Annotated in this window: 13 protein-coding genes and 1 tRNA gene; 8 read left to right on the top strand and 6 right to left on the bottom strand. The window is 69.6% G+C overall.

Annotation, left to right across the window (positions count from 1 at the left end; all coding sequences use genetic code 11):
- Nucleotides 1-3 precede the first annotated feature (3 nt).
- From eboE to ACFYPJ_RS21310, 3 genes are read left to right on the top strand one after another with little or no spacing between them, the layout of a single operon-like run.
- Nucleotides 4-1,173, top strand: a complete 1,170-nt coding sequence (gene eboE, locus ACFYPJ_RS21320; RefSeq protein ID WP_389019264.1) for a metabolite traffic protein EboE — start codon at nucleotides 4-6, stop codon at nucleotides 1,171-1,173.
- Entirely contained in the window at nucleotides 1,170-2,594 is a 1,425-nt protein-coding gene (locus ACFYPJ_RS21315; RefSeq protein WP_389019261.1) for an alkaline phosphatase family protein, read from the top strand. Before eboE ends, ACFYPJ_RS21315 begins: the two co-directional genes overlap by 4 nt.
- Nucleotides 2,591-3,760 carry a sugar phosphate isomerase/epimerase family protein gene (locus ACFYPJ_RS21310; protein ID WP_389019259.1) on the top strand — a complete coding sequence of 390 codons (1,170 nt, stop codon included), beginning with the start codon at nucleotides 2,591-2,593 and terminating at the stop codon, nucleotides 3,758-3,760. Before ACFYPJ_RS21315 ends, ACFYPJ_RS21310 begins: the two co-directional genes overlap by 4 nt.
- Before the next feature lie 57 nt (nucleotides 3,761-3,817).
- On the opposite strand, the gene ACFYPJ_RS21305 is transcribed toward ACFYPJ_RS21310, so the two are convergent.
- The 3 genes from ACFYPJ_RS21305 to frc form a co-directional block, all read right to left on the bottom strand.
- Nucleotides 3,818-5,206 carry an OFA family MFS transporter gene (locus ACFYPJ_RS21305; RefSeq protein ID WP_389019257.1) on the bottom strand — a complete coding sequence of 463 codons (1,389 nt, stop codon included), beginning with the start codon at nucleotides 5,204-5,206 and terminating at the stop codon, nucleotides 3,818-3,820.
- 115 nt (nucleotides 5,207-5,321) lie between these two features.
- Nucleotides 5,322-7,466 (bottom strand): acetate--CoA ligase family protein, encoded by a 2,145-nt coding sequence (locus ACFYPJ_RS21300; protein WP_389019255.1) that lies wholly within the window; start codon nucleotides 7,464-7,466, stop codon nucleotides 5,322-5,324.
- 4 nt (nucleotides 7,467-7,470) lie between these two features.
- Complete coding sequence (frc, locus tag ACFYPJ_RS21295) at nucleotides 7,471-8,703, bottom strand: formyl-CoA transferase (RefSeq protein ID WP_389019253.1); 1,233 nt, start codon at nucleotides 8,701-8,703, stop codon at nucleotides 7,471-7,473.
- Between the two features lie 626 nt (nucleotides 8,704-9,329).
- Between frc and sucC the strand changes: the two genes are divergently transcribed.
- The 4 genes from sucC to ACFYPJ_RS21275 all read left to right on the top strand — a co-directional run bounded on the left by sucC (nucleotide 9,330) and on the right by ACFYPJ_RS21275 (nucleotide 13,393).
- Entirely contained in the window at nucleotides 9,330-10,460 is a 1,131-nt protein-coding gene (sucC, locus tag ACFYPJ_RS21290; protein WP_389019251.1) for an ADP-forming succinate--CoA ligase subunit beta, read from the top strand.
- A 15-nt stretch (nucleotides 10,461-10,475) separates the two neighbouring features.
- Complete coding sequence (gene sucD, locus ACFYPJ_RS21285; protein ID WP_389019248.1) at nucleotides 10,476-11,375, top strand: succinate--CoA ligase subunit alpha; 900 nt, start codon at nucleotides 10,476-10,478, stop codon at nucleotides 11,373-11,375.
- Between the two features lie 176 nt (nucleotides 11,376-11,551).
- Nucleotides 11,552-13,114 carry an aldehyde dehydrogenase family protein gene (locus ACFYPJ_RS21280; RefSeq protein ID WP_389019245.1) on the top strand — a complete coding sequence of 521 codons (1,563 nt, stop codon included), beginning with the start codon at nucleotides 11,552-11,554 and terminating at the stop codon, nucleotides 13,112-13,114.
- A gap of 194 nt (nucleotides 13,115-13,308) precedes the next feature.
- A tRNA-Leu gene (locus ACFYPJ_RS21275) sits at nucleotides 13,309-13,393 on the top strand.
- On the opposite strand, the gene ACFYPJ_RS21270 is transcribed toward ACFYPJ_RS21275, so the two are convergent.
- Together ACFYPJ_RS21270 and ACFYPJ_RS21265 are read right to left on the bottom strand one after the other, a co-directional pair.
- Nucleotides 13,358-14,581: a recombinase family protein gene (locus ACFYPJ_RS21270; RefSeq protein ID WP_389019242.1), complete on the bottom strand. Its 1,224-nt coding sequence runs from the start codon at nucleotides 14,579-14,581 to the stop codon at nucleotides 13,358-13,360. The genes ACFYPJ_RS21275 and ACFYPJ_RS21270 overlap by 36 nt on opposite strands.
- Nucleotides 14,582-14,917: 336 nt before the next feature.
- Nucleotides 14,918-15,178 carry a hypothetical protein gene (locus tag ACFYPJ_RS21265; RefSeq protein ID WP_389019240.1) on the bottom strand — a complete coding sequence of 87 codons (261 nt, stop codon included), beginning with the start codon at nucleotides 15,176-15,178 and terminating at the stop codon, nucleotides 14,918-14,920.
- Between the two features lie 1,962 nt (nucleotides 15,179-17,140).
- Between ACFYPJ_RS21265 and ACFYPJ_RS21260 the strand changes: the two genes are divergently transcribed.
- Entirely contained in the window at nucleotides 17,141-17,749 is a 609-nt protein-coding gene (locus tag ACFYPJ_RS21260; protein WP_389019237.1) for a hypothetical protein, read from the top strand.
- A gap of 227 nt (nucleotides 17,750-17,976) precedes the next feature.
- Here the strand turns inward: ACFYPJ_RS21260 and ACFYPJ_RS21255 are convergent, their stop codons facing one another.
- Nucleotides 17,977-18,102 (bottom strand): hypothetical protein, encoded by a 126-nt coding sequence (locus ACFYPJ_RS21255; protein WP_389019730.1) that lies wholly within the window; start codon nucleotides 18,100-18,102, stop codon nucleotides 17,977-17,979.
- Nucleotides 18,103-18,123 lie beyond the last annotated feature (21 nt).

Here is an 18,123-nt window from a genome sequence, read left to right as displayed (position 1 = left end):
CCGATGCGCTTCAGGCACCCCGACGGCACCACCGTCCACCTCGCCTACTGCACCAACGTGCACCCCGCCGAGACCCTGGAGGGCGTCCTCGCCCAGCTCCGCGACCACTGCGAACCCGTACGCCGCAGGCTGGGCCGGGACCGGCTCGGCATCGGCCTGTGGCTCGCCAGGGACGCGGCCCACGCCCTCGTCACCGATCCCGCCGCCCTGCGCACCCTCCGCTCCGAACTGGACCGGCGCGGCCTAGAGGTCGTCACCCTCAACGGCTTCCCGTACCAGGGCTTCGGTGCCGAAGAGGTCAAGTACCGCGTCTACAAACCGGACTGGGCCGACCCCGAGCGCCTGGAGCACACCACCTCCCTGGCCCGGGTGCTCGCCGGGCTGCTCCCCGACGACGTCACCGAAGGCAGCATCTCCACCCTGCCGCTCGCCTGGCGCACCGACTGGGACGAGCAGCGGGCGAAGACCGCGCGTGCCGCCCTGCGCACCCTCGCCGAACGCCTCGACGCCCTTCAGGAACTGACCGGCCGCTCCGTCCGCGTCGGACTGGAACCGGAACCCGGCTGCATCGTCGAGACCACCGCCGACGCCGTCGGTCCGCTCACCGCGATCGGCCACGACCGCATCGGCATCTGCATCGACACCTGCCATCTCGCCACCTCCTTCGAGGACCCGGACACCGCCCTGGACGGGCTCACCCGGGCCGGCGTCCGCGTCGTCAAGTCCCAGCTGTCCGCCGCCCTGCACGCCGCCGACCCCCGGCTCCCCGAGGTCCGCGAGGCGCTCGCGGCCTTCGCCGAACCCCGCTTCCTGCACCAGACCCGCACCCTCACCGGCGCCGGCCTGCGCGGCACCGACGACCTCGGCGAGGCCGTCCACGGCGACGCGCTGCCCGAGTCCGCGCCCTGGCGGTCCCACTTCCACGTCCCGCTGCACGCGGCCCCCGCCGCACCCCTGACCGCCACGCTCCCGGTGCTGCGCACCGCCCTGGCCCGGCTCGTCGGCGGCCCGCACCCGCTCACCCGCCACCTGGAGGTCGAGACCTACACCTGGCAGGCCCTGCCGCCCGCCCTGCGCCCCCGCGACCGCAGCCGGCTCGCCGACGGCATCGCCGCCGAACTCATGCTGGCCCGCGACCTGCTGACCGACCTCGGCCTGAAGGAGCTGCCATGAGCGCCGCGCCCGCCACCGCGGGTCCCACCCCGCTGCTCGTCCTGGACGTGGTCGGCCTCACCCCCCGCCTCCTCGACCACATGCCGCACCTCAAACGGCTCGGCCGGTCCGGCTCCCGGGCCGCGCTCGGCACCGTCCTGCCCGCCGTGACCTGCTCCGTCCAGTCCACCCTGCTGACCGGTACCACGCCGTCCGAGCACGGCATCGTCGGCAACGGCTGGTACTTCCGAGAACTCGGCGACGTCCTGCTGTGGCGCCAGCACAACGCCCTCGTCGGCGGGGACAAACTGTGGGACGCCGCCCGCCGCGCCCACCCCGGCTACACCGTCGCCAACATCGGCTGGTGGTACGCCATGGGCGCCGACACCGACTTCACCGTCACCCCGCGCCCCGTCTACTACGCCGACGGACGCAAGGAACCCGACTGCTACACCCGCCCCGCCGCCCTGCACGACGAACTCACCGGGAAACTGGGCACGTTCCCCCTCTTCCAGTACTGGGGACCCGGCGCCGGCCTCGCCTCCAGCCAGTGGATCATCGACGCGACCCGGCACATCCTGCGCACCCGCAACCCCGACCTGGCCCTCGGCTACCTCCCGCACCTCGACTACGACCTCCAGCGCTACGGCCCCGACGACCCGCGCGCACACCGGGCCGCCGCGGAACTGGACACCGCCGTGGCCCCGCTCCTGGACGACGCCCGCGCCGCCGGCCGCACCGTCGTGGCCCTGTCCGAGTACGGCATCACCCGCGCCGACCGCCCGGTGCACATCAACCGGGCGCTGCGCCGGGCAGGCCTGCTGGAAGTGCACACCCAGGACGGCATGGAATACCTCGACCCGACGGCCTCCCGCGCCTTCGCGGTCGCCGACCACCAGATCGCCCACGTGTACGTGCGCCGGGCCGAGGACCTCGACGCCACCCGGGCCGCGCTCGACGGCCTGCCCGGCATCGACCTGCTCCTCGACGACGAGGGCAAGAAGGCCCACCACCTCGACCACCCGCGCTCCGGTGAACTGGTCGCCGTGGCGGAGCCGGACGCCTGGTTCACGTACTACTACTGGCTCGACGACGACCGCGCACCCGACTTTGCGCAGCTCGTCGAGATCCACCGCAAGCCCGGATACGACCCGGTCGAGCTGTTCATGGACCCGCTCGACCCCTACGTCAAGGTCAAGGCCGCCACCGCGCTCGCCCGCAAGAAGCTCGGCATGCGCTACCGCATGGCGGTCGTCCCCCTCGACGCCTCACCCGTCCGCGGCAGCCACGGCCGCCTTCCCGCGAGCGACGACGACGGTCCGCTCCTCCTGTGCTCCACCCCCCGCGCCGTCGGAGACCGCATCGCGGCCACCGACGTGAAGTCCCTGCTGCTCGCCCTGGCGGGCCTATCGGACCAACGGTCCAGAGAGAGGCACCCGTGAACGACACCGACACCACCGGCACCGGCACCGGCACCGACGAACCCCTGCGCCGCGCACTGGGCATCGGCCGCCGTGGCTTCCTCAGCACCTGTACCGCCGTCGCGGCGGGCGCCGTCGCCGCTCCCGTGTTCGGCGCGGCCCCCGTCCAGGCGGCGCCGGCCGCCCAGGCATCCGGGAACGGCGGCAGAGGGCAACTGCTCGTGCCCGCCGACAAGCGCGGCCTCATCTTGTACACGGTCCGCGACGCCACCGGCCGTGACCCGCTCTCCACCAGCCTGCCCTCCGGGTTCCGGGCCGTGTTCGAGCAGCTGGCCCGGTTCGGCTACCGGCAGGTCGAGTTCGCCGGCTACGGCCAGCACCCCAACGCGCCCGGCGGCGCGAACCTGGAGACCGCCGAGGGCGCCCGGCTGCTGCGCCGCTGGCTGGACGAGTTCGGGCTGCGCGCCCAGGGCAACCACGGCTTCATCCCCGGCTCCTGGCCGCTGACCACCGCCGACGTGGACACCTTCAAGAAGCACCTGGAGATCGCGAACATCCTCGGCATGGACCACATGGGCACCGGCGGCGACCCCACCGGCAGCTCCTACCGGGCCGACTGGGACGTGGCCGCCGACAAGTGGCACGCCCTCGGCGAGATCGCCCGCCGGGCCGGGATCAAGCTGTACACGCACAACCACGACGCCGCCTACGGCTTCCTGCTCGACAGCGGCCCGCTCGACGCCCAGGGCCGCCCGACCCGCAGCTCCGGCATCCGCAAGCTGGAGTACTTCCTGTCCGTCACCGACCCCAAGCTGATCTGGCTGGAGATGGACATCTACTGGGCGCACGTGGCCCAGTACAAGTTCCGCACCTACACCGCTCCCGACGGCTCCACCCGTGAGAATGTCTTCGACCCGGCGGCCCTGGTCGCCTGCCACAACAAGCGCTACCCGCTGTTCCACGCCAAGGACGGTGTCGTCAACACCACCAGCGGCGAGGGCTACGACATGGTTCCGTTCGGCACCGGAGACATCGACTACACGACGTTCTTCTCCCGCGTGGGCCGGCGCAATTACCACAACCCGATGGTCGAGCAGGACAACGCGCCCAGCTCCACCGACCCGGCCCAGTCCATGAACCACGCGCGCATCGGCTACCAGAACCTCGCCGCGCTGCGCCACAAGTAGGCCCGACCGCACGGACGCCAGGAGGCCCTCCCCGGTGGGGGAGGGCCTGCCGTCATGTCACGCCATCTCCTCGCCGAGCGGCTGCGGGTTGGGTGCGATGCGCCTGGCCCCGGGCCTGCCCGGTGCCTTGAGGAAGACCGCGAGCACCGCACAGGCCAGACCGATGGAGCCGGCCAGGACGAACGCGCCGTGGTAGTCCCACGCGCTGACGACCACCGAGCCCATGCCCGAGCCGACGAGGCCGGAGACCAGCTTGGAGCTGTAGACCATGCCGTAGTTGCTGGCGTTGTTGTTCTCGCCGAAGTAGTCCGCCGTCATCGCCGCGAACAGCGGGAAGATCGCCCCGCCGCCGAAGCCGGAGACCATCGAGCAGAACAGGAAGAACGGCATGCTGCCCATCTGGCCGGAGACCAGCACGCCGAACTGCGCGGTACCGAGCACCAGACACACGATGATCAGTGTGTTGCGACGCCCGTAGCGGTCGGATATCCAGCCGATGACGCCGCGTCCGGTGCCGTTGACGATCGCCTTCAGGGACATCGCCGTGGCCACGATCCCGCCCGCGAAGCCCATGTCCTTGCCGAACGGGACCTGGAAGGCGATGCCGAAGATGTTGATGCCGGCCGTGCACAGCAGGCAGAACCACATCATCCACAGAACCGGTGTCCGCGCCGCCTCCTTCGGCGTGTACTGCTTCACGGCCGGCGGGTTCTTCTCCAGCGCCCGGCGGATGCGCGGGTCGTCGGTCGCCTTCAGCGGGTCGAACTGCCGGGGCCACCAGTTCTTCGGCGGGTCCTGGAAGAACCAGCCCGCGGCGGCCACCATCACACACAGGCCGACGCCCACCGCCGCCAGCACCGTCTGGTAGTTGCCCAGGTCCATGTACGAGGTGAAGAGGAAGACGAACGGCACGGACCCGTAGGCGAAACCGCCGTTGACGAAGCCGGTCTTGCCGCCCTTGCGCTCCGGATACCACTTGCCGACCATGTTGATGCAGGTCGCGTACACCAGACCGGCGCCGATACCGCTGCACATGCCGAAGCCGAGATAAGCGACGAGCACATTCGGTGCGTACGCCAGCGACAGATAGCCCAGCATGGTGCCGACCGCGCCGATCAGCATGGCCGTACGGGCGGGCAGCTTGCCGCTCTCCCGTAGCTGGCCGGCCGGGAAGGCCACGGCCGCCTGGAAGAACACCCAGACGCCCATCAGCCAGAAGATGTGTCCGCTGCTCCACAGATGCGCCTCGTGGAGAGTGTCCTCCGCCGAGGTGAACGCGTACTCGGCGGAGCTGATGCCCATCATGCCCACCCAGGGCAGGATGACCATCCACTTGCGTGATCGCCCCATGATGTCGACATCGGACTCGCCGATCCGGTACACGCGGCCGTTGCGGTCCGCCACCTCCCGGTAGGGGACGGCGGCGGAGTGCTCGGTGGTTGTCATATCTCGATTCCCCTTGCGTCGAAAGCTTGGCCAGCGCCCCCTGTCCAATGCGTTTCGTGCGCGCTCGGGACCGGGGCCGGCCGGCGCACCGTCGGACGGCCCCTCCTCGCTCATCTCATGAACCGCCCCCCAACAACCCCGCGGCCTGCGCCCAGCGGTACTTCGCACCCAGCACGGCGACCGGTTTCTCCGTCGTGTACGGGTACGCCACCACGCCGTGCTCGTACAGGTACTGGCAGGCCTCCTCGACCTCGACGTCGCCCGCGAGCGACGCGACGACGGGCTTCTCGACACCGCGCGCCCGGAACTCCGCCACCACCCGCGCGGTCAGTTCGGCGAACACCATGGGCGGCGTGACGATCGTGTGCCAGTAGCCGAGGACCAGCGCGTGGATACGCGGGTCCTCGAACCCGAGCCGGATCGTCGCCTCGTACGTCGACGGCGGCTCGCCCCCGGTGATGTCCACCGGGTTGCCCGCGGCCCCGAAGGGCGGGATGAACTTCCGGAAGGCCGCGTCCAGGTCCGGTGGGATCTCCATCAGGGACAGGCCGTTGTCCGTCACCGCGTCCGACAGCAGCACGCCGCTGCCGCCCGCCCCCGTGATGATCACCACGTTGTCGCCCTTGGGCGTGGGCAGCACCGGCAGCCCGCGCGCGTACTCCAGCATGTCGTTCAGGCCCGGCGCCCGGATGACACCGGCCTGGCGGAGGATGTCGTCGTACACGGCGTCGTCGCCGGCCAGCGCCCCGGTGTGCGAGCCGGCGGCCTTCGCGCCGGCCGCCGTACGGCCCGCCTTCAGTACCACCACGGGCTTCTTCACCACGGTGGCGCGCGCCGCCTCGACGAACGCGCGGCCGTCCTTCAGGTCCTCCAGATGCATCGCGATGCACTCGGTGTGCGGGTCCTCGCCGAACCAGGTCAGCAGGTCGTCCTCGTCCAGGTCCGACTTGTTGCCGAGACCGACGATCGCCGACACACCCGTCCTGGTGGTGCGCGCGAAACCCAGGATGGCCATCCCGATGCCGCCGGACTGCGAGGTCAGCGCCACCCCGCCCTTGACGTCGTAGGGCGTGCAGAACGTCGCGCACAGGTCCTGCCAGGTGGAGTAGTAGCCGTAGATGTTGGGCCCGAGCAGCCGGACGCCGTACCGCTCGCCCAACGCCACGATCTCGGCCTGCAACGCGTGCTCGCCGGTCTCCGCGAACCCGGAGGGGATCAGCACCGCGTTGGGGATCTTCTTGCGCCCCACCTCCTCCAGCGCGGCGGCCACGAACTTGGCCGGGATCGCGAAGACCGCGACATCCACGTCACCGGGGACGTCCGTGACGCTCTTGTACGCCTTGCGGCCCAGGATGTCGTCGGCCTTGGGGTTCACCGGGTGGATCTCCCCGCGGAAGCCGCCGTCGACGAGGTTGCGCATGACCGAATTCCCGATCTTGCCCTGCTCGTTGGAGGCGCCGATCACGGCGACCGACGACGGCTGCATCAGCCGCCGCATGGAGGTGAGGATCTCCGCACGCGAGTAGGTGCGGCGCGGCTGCGGCTGCTTGTCGGCCATGATCACCCGGATGTCCGCGGCGACCGCTCCCTCGGCCGTGGCGATCACCGGGTTCAGATCCACCTCGGCGATCTCCGGGAAGTCCGCGACCAGCTGGGAGACCCGGCGGATCTGCTCGGCGACCGCCCACCGGTCCACGCCCGCCTGGCCGCGCACCCCGCGCAGGATCTCCGCCGACCGGATCGAGTCCAGCATGGACAGCGCCTCGTCGGCGTCCACCGGCGCGAGCCGGAAGGTGACGTCCTTCAGCACCTCGACCAGCACACCGCCGAGTCCGAAGGCCACCACCTTGCCGAACGTCGGATCGGTGACCGCGCCGACGATGACCTCCTGCTCCTGGGGCAGCAGCTCCTGGATCTGCACGCCCTCGATCCGGGCGGTGGCGTCGTGGGCGCGCGCGTTCCGCACGATCCGGTGGAAGGCATCCCGTACGTCCGCCGCGCCCTCGACGCCGACGATCACCCCGCCCGCGTCGGTCTTGTGCAGGATGTCGGGCGAGACGATCTTCATCACGACGGGTCCGCCGAACCGCGCCGCGTACGCGACCGCCTCGTCGACGTCCGTCGCCAGTTCCTCGCCCGGTACGGCGATGCCGTACGCGTCGGCGATGACCTTGCCCTCCGGGGCGGTCAGCGCGGTGCGTCCCTCGGCGCGTACCGCGTCGAGGAGCGCCCGCACCTTCACCGTCCGGTCCTCGGCCATCACGTCAGATCACTCCGTTCGACTTGAGCAGGCGCAACTCCTGGTCACCCAGGCCGAGTTCACCGATGTAGATCTCCTCGTTGTGCTGGCCGAGCAGCGGGGAGGCGGTGATGTCGACGGGTGAGTCGGAGAGTTTGAGCGGGCTGCCCACGGTGACGAACTCGCCGCGCTCGGGGTGCGGGACGGTGACCACCATCTCGTTGGCGACCAGCGAGTCGTCCTCGATGATCTCCTTCGTCGACAGGATCGGCCCGCAGGGGATGTTGTGCGCGTTCAGCTTCTCCAGCACCTCCCACTTGGGAAGCGTCGAGGACCATTCCTCGATCAGCTGGAACATCTTGTTGAGCTTGGGCAGCCGGACCGCCGGGGTCGCCCAGCCGGGGTCGTCGGCCAGTTCGGGCCGGCCGATCAGTTCGCTGAGCGGGCGCCAGCCGACGGGCTGCACGATCACGTAGACGTAGTCGTTGGGTCCGCCGGGCGCGCACTTGACGGCCCAGCCGGGCTGGCCGCCGCCGGAGGCGTTGCCGGAGCGCGGTACCTCGTCGCCGAAGTCTTCGTTGGGGTATTCGGCGAGCGGGCCGTGGGTGAGGCGCTGCTGGTCGCGGAGTTTGACCCGGCAGAGGTTGAGCACGGCGTGCTGCATCGCGACGTTGACCCGCTGGCCGCGGCCGGTCCGTTCGCGCTGCAGGAGGGCGGCGAGGATGGCCGCCACGGCGTGCACGCCGGTTCCGGAGTCGCCGATCTGGGCGCCGGTCGCGAGCGGCGGGCCGTCCTCGAAGCCGGTGGTCGCCATCGACCCGCCCATCGCCTGCGCGACGACCTCGTACGCCTTGAACGCGGTGTAGGGGCCTTCGCCGAAGCCCTTGATGGAGGCGTAGACGATCCGCGGGTTGATCTCCCTGATGCGGTCCCAGGTGAACCCCATCCGGTCGACGGCGCCGGGACCGAAGTTCTCGACCATGACGTCGCTGCGGCGGATCAGCTCGGCCAGGATCTCCTTGCCGCGCCCGGTCTTGGTGTTCAGGGTGATGCTCCGCTTGTTGCAGTTGAGCATCGTGAAGTACAGGGAGTCGACGTCCGGCAGGTCACGCAGCTGTTTGCGTGTGATGTCGCCGGTCGGGGCCTCCAGCTTGACGACGTCCGCGCCGAGCCAGGCGAGCAGCTGGGTCGCGGAGGGCCCGGACTGGACGTGCGTCATGTCCAGGACGCGGATGCCGTCGAGTGCCTTGGTGGTCACCGGGCTCACCTCACTTGTACGGGTCGGGATGCATGGATCCGGGGGCGTACGCGTCCGGGCGGGGCCGGACGTCGATCGGCGGCGGCTCTCCCGGGAGGCCGGTGCCCACCGCGGCAGGGGGCCGGCACCGGCCCCGTCGCGGCCCCCGGGCGGCTGCGCAGACATGTCGGACGCGACCCCACACGGAAGGCACCGGTGACACAGGCGGTACAGCCGGCACTGGCGGCGTGCGTGGTCCCCGGATCCGCGGCGTCAGCCGGGCGGCCGGGCCCGCCGGTGAGGCGCGTGCGGCCGTCGGCGGTGCGCCCGGCGGACCAGCGGCCCCCCGCGTCGGCGGCCCCGGTGCCCGCGTCGGCGCTGCCGTCGTGGCGGTCGGCGACGTGGCCGCGGCGCGGGGTGCGGATGCGGTCGACGGCTTCGGCCTTCAGCGCCTGGACGACGGGATGACCTGGGGATATCTCCTCGTCGGTGTCGACGGGCATGGCGAAGTCCGGTCCCTTCGTGAGGGGTGGAGCTCCGGCGCTGTACATTGCATACAGTCGACGGATACTGTATGAAGATTGTTATCCCGCATCCGGTGGGTGGTGTCCAGGGGGCGTGCGGCACTTTTAGGACAGGAGCCGGTTTTGGACCTGTACGAACACCAGGCAAGGGAACTCTTCGAGGAACACGGCATCGTGGTGCCGCGGGCGGAGGTCACCGATTCGCCCGAGGAAGCCCGCGAGATCGCCCGCAGGCTCGGCGGCAGGGCCGTGGTGAAGGCCCAGGTGAAGACCGGTGGCCGCGGCAAGGCGGGCGGGGTCAGGCTCGCCGCCGACCCGGCCGCCGCCGAGCTGACCGCACGGCAGATCCTCGGCATGGACATCAAGGGGCACACGGTCGGCAAGGTGATGCTGGCCCAACCCGTTGACATCGAGAGCGAGTTCTACGTCTCCTACGTCCTCGACCGGACGGCCGGCGGCTTCCTCGCCATCGCCTCCGCCGAGGGCGGTATGGAGATCGAGGAAGTGGCCGCGAGCCGCCCCACAGCCGTCGCCCGGATCCCCGTCGACCGGGCCGAGGGCGTCACCTCGGCGAAGGCCGCCGAGATCGCCGCGGCAGCCGGGCTGCCGTCCCAGGCCGTGGACGTCCTCGTCCGGCTGTGGCAGGTACTGGTCCGCGAGGATGCCCTGCTCGTCGAGGTCAACCCGCTCGTGCGCACCCGGCAGGGCCAGATCCTCGCCCTCGACGGCAAGGTCACCCTGGACGACAACGCCCGTTTCCGGCAGGCCCGTTGGGGCGCCGACGAGGCCGACCACCACGACCCGCTGGAGGCCGCGGCCGCCACCCGCGGCCTCAACTACGTCAAGCTCGACGGCGAGGTGGGCATCATCGGCAACGGCGCCGGCCTCGTCATGTCCACCCTCGACGTGGTGGCGGGCTGCGGCGCCCGGCCGGCCAACTTCCTCGACATCGGCGGCGGAGCGTCCGCGCAGGTTATGGCGGACGGACTGGCGGTCATCCTGTCCGACCCGGCCGTCAAGTCGGTCCTCGTCAACGTCTTCGGCGGGATCACCGCCTGCGACGCGGTCGCCGACGGCATCGTGCAGGCCCTGGAGACCGTCCGGCTGACCAAACCACTCGTCGTCCGGATCGACGGCAACAACGCGGCCCGCGGCCGGTCGATCCTCGACGACCGCGGCCACCCGCTGGTCCAGCAGGCCACCACCATGGACGGCGCCGCCGCCCATGCCGCCCGGCTCGCCGCCGCAGCCTGAGGAGACAGGGACACCATGGCCATCTACCTGACCAAGGAGAGCAAGGTCCTCGTCCAGGGCATGACCGGGGGCGAGGGCATGAAGCACACCCGCCGGATGCTCGCCGCGGGCACCGACGTCGTCGGCGGCGTCAACCCGCGCAAGGCCGGCCGGACCGTCGACTTCGCCGACCGGGCCGTCCCCGTCTTCGGCACGGTCCGCGAGGGCATCGAGGCGACCGGCGCCGACGTCACCGTCGTCTTCGTGCCGCCCGCCTTCGCCAAGGCCGCCGTGCTGGAGGCCGTCGACGCCGGAGTCGGACTCGCCGTCGTCATCACCGAGGGCATCCCGGTCCACGACTCCGTCGTCTTCACCACCCGTGCCAGGACGAAGGGCACCCGGATCATCGGCCCCAACTGTCCGGGGCTGATCACGCCCGGCCAGTCGAACGCCGGCATCATCCCCGCCGACATCACCAAGCCCGGCCGCATCGGACTGGTTTCCAAGTCCGGCACGCTGACCTACCAGCTCATGTACGAACTGCGGGAGATCGGCTTCTCCACCTGTGTCGGCATCGGCGGCGACCCCGTCGTCGGCACCAGCCACATCGACTGCCTGGCCGCCTTCCAGGACGACCCCGACACCGAGCTGATCATCCTCATCGGCGAGATCGGGGGCGACGCGGAGGAACGCGCCGCCGCGTACATCCGTGAGCACGTCACCAAGCCCGTCGTGGGCTACGTCGCCGGATTCACCGCCCCCGAGGGCCGTACGATGGGTCACGCGGGTGCGATCGTCTCCGGCTCCTCGGGCACCGCGCGGGCCAAACAGGAAGCCCTTGAGGCGGCCGGTGTCCGGGTCGGCGGCACACCCACCGAAACAGCCCGGCTGGTGCTGGAAACGCTGACAGCACACGGCGGGCCCGTCCGCGGCTGAACCCGGCCGAGCATCCTGCACCCTTCGACGCGTCCGGCGTTCCCGGCCCCGCCCCGAGGCCGTGTCCCCGCCGCCCGCGTCCTCCTCCCGCCCGAGCCGGCGGTGCGACCGGCTCCAGCGCGGGAACGACCCTTTCCCACCCCGCCCGACTGTGCACCGAGAGCGGAGCCAAGCCCATGGCAACCAGCCCCACCCCGAAGCAACCAACCCTCACCCTGAAGTCCGGCACGTCCTGGAACGACGCCTGGCAGCGCTGCCTGGCCGTCGCCCCCGAAGCCTTCCACGAGGACGGCGTCCGCAACCTGTGGGCCGCCGCCTGGCAGCCGGACGGCCGCGCACTGCCCGCGACCAGCCCGGTCGACGACAGCCCGATCGCCGGCGCACCGCGCCTCGACCGGACCACCGCCCACCAGGCCGTACGCGCCTCCCTCGACCAGCACCGCGCCTGGCGCCACGTCCCGCTCCCCGAGCGCCGCGCCCGGGTCTCCGCCACCCTGGACGCACTCACCGAGCACCGCGAACTGCTCGCCCTGCTGCTCGTCTGGGAGATCGGCAAGCCCTGGCGGCTCGCCCAGGCCGACGTCGACCGGGCGATCGACGGCGTGCGCTGGTACGTCGACGGCATCGAACCGATGGTCGCCGGCCGGGCCCCGCTGGACGGCCCGGTGTCCAACATCGCCAGCTGGAACTACCCGATGAGCGTGCTCGTCCACGCCATGCTGGTCCAGGCGCTCGCGGGCAACGCGGTCATCGCCAAGACACCGACCGACGGCGGGGTCGCCTGCCTCACCCTGGCCGCCGCGCTCGCCGCCCGCGAGGGCATCCCCGTCACCCTCGTCAGCGGCAGCGGCGGCGAACTGTCGGAGGCGCTGGTACGGGCGCCCGAGATCGGCTGTGTCTCCTTCGTCGGCGGCCGCGACACCGGCGCCGCCGTCGCCACCGCGGTGGCCGACCTCGGCAAGCGACACGTGCTGGAACAAGAAGGTCTGAACACCTGGGGCATCTGGAACTACACCGACTGGGACGCCCTCACCGCCGTCATCCCCAAGCTTTTCGACTACGGCAAGCAGCGCTGCACCGCCTACCCCCGCTTCGTCGTGCAGCGCTCACGGTTCGACGACTTCCTCGCGGCGTACCTCCCGGCGGTCCGCACCGTCAAGGTCGGCCACCCCCTGGCGGTCGAGCACCCCGAGGATGCCTACCCGCAGTTGGACTTCGGTCCGCTGATCAACGCGGCCAAGGCCAAGGAACTCCAGGACCAGGTCAACGAGGCCATCGACCGCGGCGCCGTTCCGCTGCACCGCGGAAAGCCGTCCGACGCCCGCTTCCTGCCCGGCCAGGACACCTCCGCATACGTCCAGCCGGTCACCCTCCTCGGCCCCCCGCCCTCGTCCCCGCTGCACCACGCGGAACCGTTCGGACCGGTCGACACCATCGTGCTGGTCGACACGGAGGCGGAACTTCTCGCGGCCATGAACGCGTCGAACGGCGCCCTGGTCGCCACCCTGGCGACCGACGACCGGGCCACCTACGACCGGCTCGCACCGCAGATCCGCGCCTTCAAGACCGGCCACGGCAAGCCGCGCTCCCGAGGCGACCGCGACGAACTGTTCGGCGGCTTCGGAGCGTCGTGGCGCGGTGCGTTCGTGGGCGGTGAACTGCTGGTCAGAGCGGTGACCCAAGGCCCGGCCGGCGAGCGGCTGCCCGGCAACTTCCCGGACTACCAACTCATGCCGTGACCCCCGAGGTGTCCGGGCCCGCGCACACACTCCACGCGTCGGCCCGGACACACCCTGTGAGCCCGGCGCCCTCCGCCGACGGGGCGGCACCCCCGTCTCAGGTCACGGAAACGCAGGTGAAAGCCACTGCGAAACCTTGGTATTGTTGTCCATGTCGCCCGGGAAAACACCCCCGGCAAGGCGACAGACACCTGGTCCGGGTGGCGGAATGGCAGACGCGCTAGCTTGAGGTGCTAGTGCCCTTTATCGGGCGTGGGGGTTCAAGTCCCCCCTCGGACACAACCACTGACGATACGCGGATGAGGGTCTCGACCTTACGGTCGCGGCCCTTGTTGTGTGTTCGTAGGTGATGGTGATCCCGAGGGCTTCGTAGAGTGGGCCTTTCTGGTCGGGGTCGGCTGTGTGGATGCGCTGTGCAATGTCTCCAAGACTTTCAGTGATCTTTCGGATCTGCTCGGCGTCGAGTGGGGATTCTTTCTTCCGGTTGAGGGCGGGGAGCGCGTCGAGTTTCTTCTGTGCTGCCTCTTTGTCTTGCTGTACTGCGTTGATCCACTGGGTGACGACGGCTGGGTCGGCTCCAGCTTCGAGGGCGGCTTGGTAGCGGGCGAGGCGTCGCTCGCAGTCCTTGATCGTCTGGCGTGCTTGGGCCTGTTCAGGTGTGTGGGTCTCTGCGGTGCTTGCTGCGGCGCTGGCGTGGGTGAGGGCGGTGAGGGTGGCGGTGAGCCGGTCGGGGGTGAAGGCGCGGGCGATCCACTGGTCCAGGGCCTGGCAGACGATGTCTTCGCGCAGGTTGACGGTGCGCGGGTGGGTGAGGTGGGGGTAGAGGGCGGCTTCCTGGTCCTTGAATTCGCAGCGGTAGTAGACGTGGTTGCGGATGGTGGCGGGTTGCATTTTGCGTCCGCACAGGGTGCATCGGATCCGTCCGCGCAGGGCGTAGGGGCGTCCGCCTTGCTTTCCGGCTCGTTCCTGTCGGCCTTGGTTGCGGGCGCGTTGTGTGCGGAGGGTTTGGACGGTGTCGAACCGGCCCAGGCTGATGATTGCTTCGTGGGCCGGTTCGTTGGAGCGGATCCATTCCTCGGTGGGGTTGTGGGTCATGCTGGTGCGGTGGCCGAGGGTGACGTCGTCGACGTCGAGGAGGCGTTCTTCCTTGCGTTGTTTGTTCCAGATCTCGTAGCCGGTGTAGCGGGGGTTGATGAGGATGGCGCGTACGGCGCCTTGCTGCCATGCGGTCTTTTTGCGGTGGGGGTTGCGGGTGGCGTCGTGGGCTGAGGGGCAGGGGATGCTTTCGCGGGTGAGCTGGGCGGCGATGGCTTTGTCGCTCATGCCGTCGATGTACATGGTGAAGATCCGCTGCACGATGGGTTCGGCGGTGGGGTCGGGTTCGAGTTTGTGGATGCGTTGGCCGGCTGCGGCTTTCGAGGGGTTGGGGTGGGCGTTGGCGATGGCACCCGACGAGCGGTCGATCAAGCGGCTGATCCTGGTAGCGGTGAAGGCCTCACCGGGGTGGGCGTTGAGGTAGTCGAGGACAAGACCGCGAAGGCACCCGGGGCCAAGGCGCTTGTCTCCGCCCGGCAGAGCGGCCACTGGGATCGGGCCCGTCCGTTCGGCAGACTCGGTGTGTTGGACGGGCAAAGGGACGGAAGAGGCAGCTGTTCCCCTTCCCCGGTGCCGGTCTGCTTCTCGCGCTCGCGTGCCGTGGGCTCGCCTGCAGACATGAGCGGGACCGCGAATATCGGCACCCGGTTCGCCGAGGGCCGCAGTGATCATTGCGGGGCGGGCTGCTTCCTCCGGATGGACGCCCCATCATGCATGTCCTGGGGGTCGGGGGGCGCGCCAGAGGTCGGGGCAGCGGTTGGGGCCGTTCTGGATGCCTCGGTCGCGGTGGGCGAGATGCCGCTTTTCGAGGGCGACGAGGGCTTTGAAGGTGCTGGAGCGGGTCGTTTCGGCGGCCTGGGCGATGTCGTCGACTGAGGCCGGTTCAGTGAAGGCCACCAGGTGGGTGTAGACGTTGATAATAGCGGGGGACAGTCCCGCCAACTGGTCGCTGATCGTGGTGTTGGACATGAAGAGGACCTCGCTTCCCGAAGGGCGTACGGAGTGAGATCCCCGGCCGGGGTGCGGTCCGGAGCGGGCCGCTGGTGTCGCCCGGCGCGTGCGCATCGCCGGTTTCCGGGCGGACAAGGCCGACGTGCAGGGACCGCGGTAGTCCGTGATCCCGGTAGGCGGATCGGCCGCGACCATGGACGCTCGGAGACGGGCATGAAGTCAAGCGCGGGCCAGCTGACCGGTGGCATCCCATTACAGCGGAGGCTCGCAGGGTGACGCGTCGGCACTATCCACCGGCATGCGCGGCGGTGATCGTCCGGCGGAACTCTCCGGTCGCGGTGCCCATTCAGCGCAGGCGACACAGTGTCAGCCGGGGCTACGTCCCTGCAATGACGCTCCTACTCTGTCAAGACATGGTGTGCGTGGCCCTCGCTGAGATGAGGACATGGCAGATGCCGCTCGACGGAGCGTGCCGATCACTCGTTCACGGTGGGCCTTCGGGCGCCTTCGTGACAGAGGTCTCCGGGGCGTTCTCCTCCCAGCGGGAGCGTCCCCAGCCCGCCGGGTCCTCGAACTGTCGTCGGCGACGTACTTCGTCGCAAGAAGCAGCCGACGTCGGTCCGTCGGCTCCGCGACGAGCGGGGTGGTGGCCGGAGCGCCCGACGGCTGTCCCTGCGGCAGACGGCACGCCTCAGGCCATACCGTCGCCGCCGCCTTCCCGCCACCTGATGCGGGTGGAGGAAGGCGGCGGTGGAGCCTGGCACGGAGGCTGAAGTACGTACGACGGGCGTAGGTTTCCACGGACAGCGAAGACTGCAGCGTCCTCGTTCGAGTGGCTTTCCGCATGCGGGACCGTTTCTGCTGGCCATGGGTCTCGCATGGTCAAGAAATCCTGGTGGCGTGCCGCCGTTATTGCGGCGGCTGCCGCCACCGCCTTGTTAACTCCGGCAGCGGCCGGAGCCGCAACGCCCGTCCTCCCGCAGACATCGAGTGCGGCTACTTCTATCCGTGCCACAACGCTTCCTAAGCCGCCGTCCGGGAAGGTGTGTCGTGTCGAAGTCGCTGGGGTGCCCGCGACGCTGGCTGACGGCTCGGCACGCTTGGCAGTGGGACTGTGGCCCCTCGACCACCGACTGGCACGCGACCACGCGCCCATTGGGCCCAGCTGCTGGGGTCGTCGACGGCCCATTGGGCGAGGTCCAGGTAGAACGCCCGCACCGGGATAAGGCACTCCCGGTGGTTCAGCCAGGGGACGTCGAATGGCTGAGCACATAAGTCCGTACGTGATGGTGCACGAGGAAGTCGTACGGGACGGGGGAACCTTGACCTGAGCGTCCTTTCCCCCTCGCGGAGGGGGAAAGGACGCTCAGCGCGCCGGCCGAAGCGACATGCTTGGGCACCTTGCTCTGCCGGCACGAGGCCCAGGCCCGTCAGTCACTCACCGGCGGCAGGGCCGTCATTACGGCTGTTGTCTCGGGCGGGCGGCTGAGCCCTCTCCCCAGAGCCGTGGTCGTCGGACGCGCGCCTGTCGCGACGGGCCCGCCGAAGTCCTGACCGAAGAGGGCGCGGTAGTGCGCAACTCCGGTTCGCGCTCCATCCAGATGGGGCCGGTGGGGGTCTCCGTTGTTGCGTTGTCGGACCATCCAGTTTGTTTCCGCTGCGCTCTTCGAGATGCACGACGAATGGATTGCCTTACCTCGCCCACCTCCCCGAAGGCGATATGGGTGATATCTATCGTAAACTCACTTTTAGTTCCTCCGTGCTACCCAAAGCGCCGTAATGCAACTGCAGTTGATCCCCAACACCATAACGAGGGACACTACCTGGCGGATGCGTGTTCCCGACCGAGCGGCACTCGCTTCGGCATCCTCCCGTACAGGTCATCGGAGGCTATTTACCCAAAGACTACTGGGCAGTTGACCTCAGGGTTTCGTGGTAGCGTCCTTGTTCGGAGGGATAGTGCAACCTGAAAGGGAAATCGTGAACACGGAGAAGATCGCCGCTCGCCGCCTCTCGCTGGAAGAGGTGACGAAGCTCGGCGTGAAGGACAGGCTCTTCGTTTCCGGCGACACGGCAGAACTCAAGCTTCCCGACTGCTATGTCCCTGCTTTCCTGACCAAGTCCGGTGAGGATTTCGAGGGCGGCTCGATCACGGCGAGAACCGTATTCCAGGAAGAGGTATCCTGCCTTCCCGACGACGAGAATGAAGCCGGAATCTACTTGGCCGACGAGAACGGCTCGGTGACCATCGAGGTCCTCCAGTCCGCCGGTGTCGTGCTGGACCTGGCACTTTTCGTCCCTGGTGGGGACAAGGGGGCCCTCACGGCCCTTTACGCTGCGGCCCGGCAGGCGTTCGGCGCCGACATCGTGCAGATCTGGCGCCAGGGCCTCAAGGAGGTTCCCGACGTGAAGGTCGACATCTTCGAGGAGCAGATTCCCCGGGGGCGCAAGGGGAGCGACAGCCCCAAGCGTGACCGTCGCGCGATCGACACCTACCCCACCCGTGCGGACTTCATCGAGTTCTCCGCGGGGTGGAAGCCGGTCGTTGAGATTCACAGGCCGATTGTTGACGACACCCCGACCATCTGAGGCGGTTACTCTCGGTCTCAGCCTGAGAGAACGCCGAGAACGCATGCGCCGGACCCGGTCGACCCCTGAGCGGCCCAGGGAGCCGTCGGAAAATATCTCACGAACGCCGAAGCGCCGTTCCACTCGATGACCTCGCGAGACAGCCCGCCTGACCAAGATCAAAGCCTGAAGTTATTCTGCGACAGCCCTCAAGGCTTCGGCGTAGTCGAGTGACGTCCACTTCGTGCTCAGGCGAGGCCGAGAAGCGTGAGGGGTCGGCGGGCGTCACGCGCATTGCGGCGACGGCCGGAGGCGATGTTCTTCACGCCGTTCAGTCGCAGGGCGCCGACCGCGAGGTTGCGCCAGGTCGCCATAGCGCGGGGTGCGCTGTCGGT

The organism is Streptomyces sp. NPDC006012 (genome assembly GCF_042871185.1).
Taxonomy (GTDB): Bacteria; Actinomycetota; Actinomycetes; order Streptomycetales; family Streptomycetaceae; genus Streptomyces.
This window is presented reverse-complemented; position numbering and strand designations above follow the sequence as displayed.

Coding starts and splice junctions, on each gene's coding strand:
- eboE (WP_389019264.1), top strand. CDS start 4: ATGCGCTTCAGGCACCCCGACGGCACCACCGTCCACCTCGCCTACTGC.
- ACFYPJ_RS21315 (WP_389019261.1), top strand. CDS start 1,170: ATGAGCGCCGCGCCCGCCACCGCGGGTCCCACCCCGCTGCTCGTCCTG.
- ACFYPJ_RS21305 (WP_389019257.1), bottom strand. CDS start 5,206: ATGACAACCACCGAGCACTCCGCCGCCGTCCCCTACCGGGAGGTGGCG.
- ACFYPJ_RS21300 (WP_389019255.1), bottom strand. CDS start 7,466: ATGGCCGAGGACCGGACGGTGAAGGTGCGGGCGCTCCTCGACGCGGTA.
- sucD (WP_389019248.1), top strand. CDS start 10,476: ATGGCCATCTACCTGACCAAGGAGAGCAAGGTCCTCGTCCAGGGCATG.
- ACFYPJ_RS21280 (WP_389019245.1), top strand. CDS start 11,552: ATGGCAACCAGCCCCACCCCGAAGCAACCAACCCTCACCCTGAAGTCC.
- ACFYPJ_RS21265 (WP_389019240.1), bottom strand. CDS start 15,178: ATGTCCAACACCACGATCAGCGACCAGTTGGCGGGACTGTCCCCCGCT.
- ACFYPJ_RS21255 (WP_389019730.1), bottom strand. CDS start 18,102: ATGGCGACCTGGCGCAACCTCGCGGTCGGCGCCCTGCGACTGAACGGC.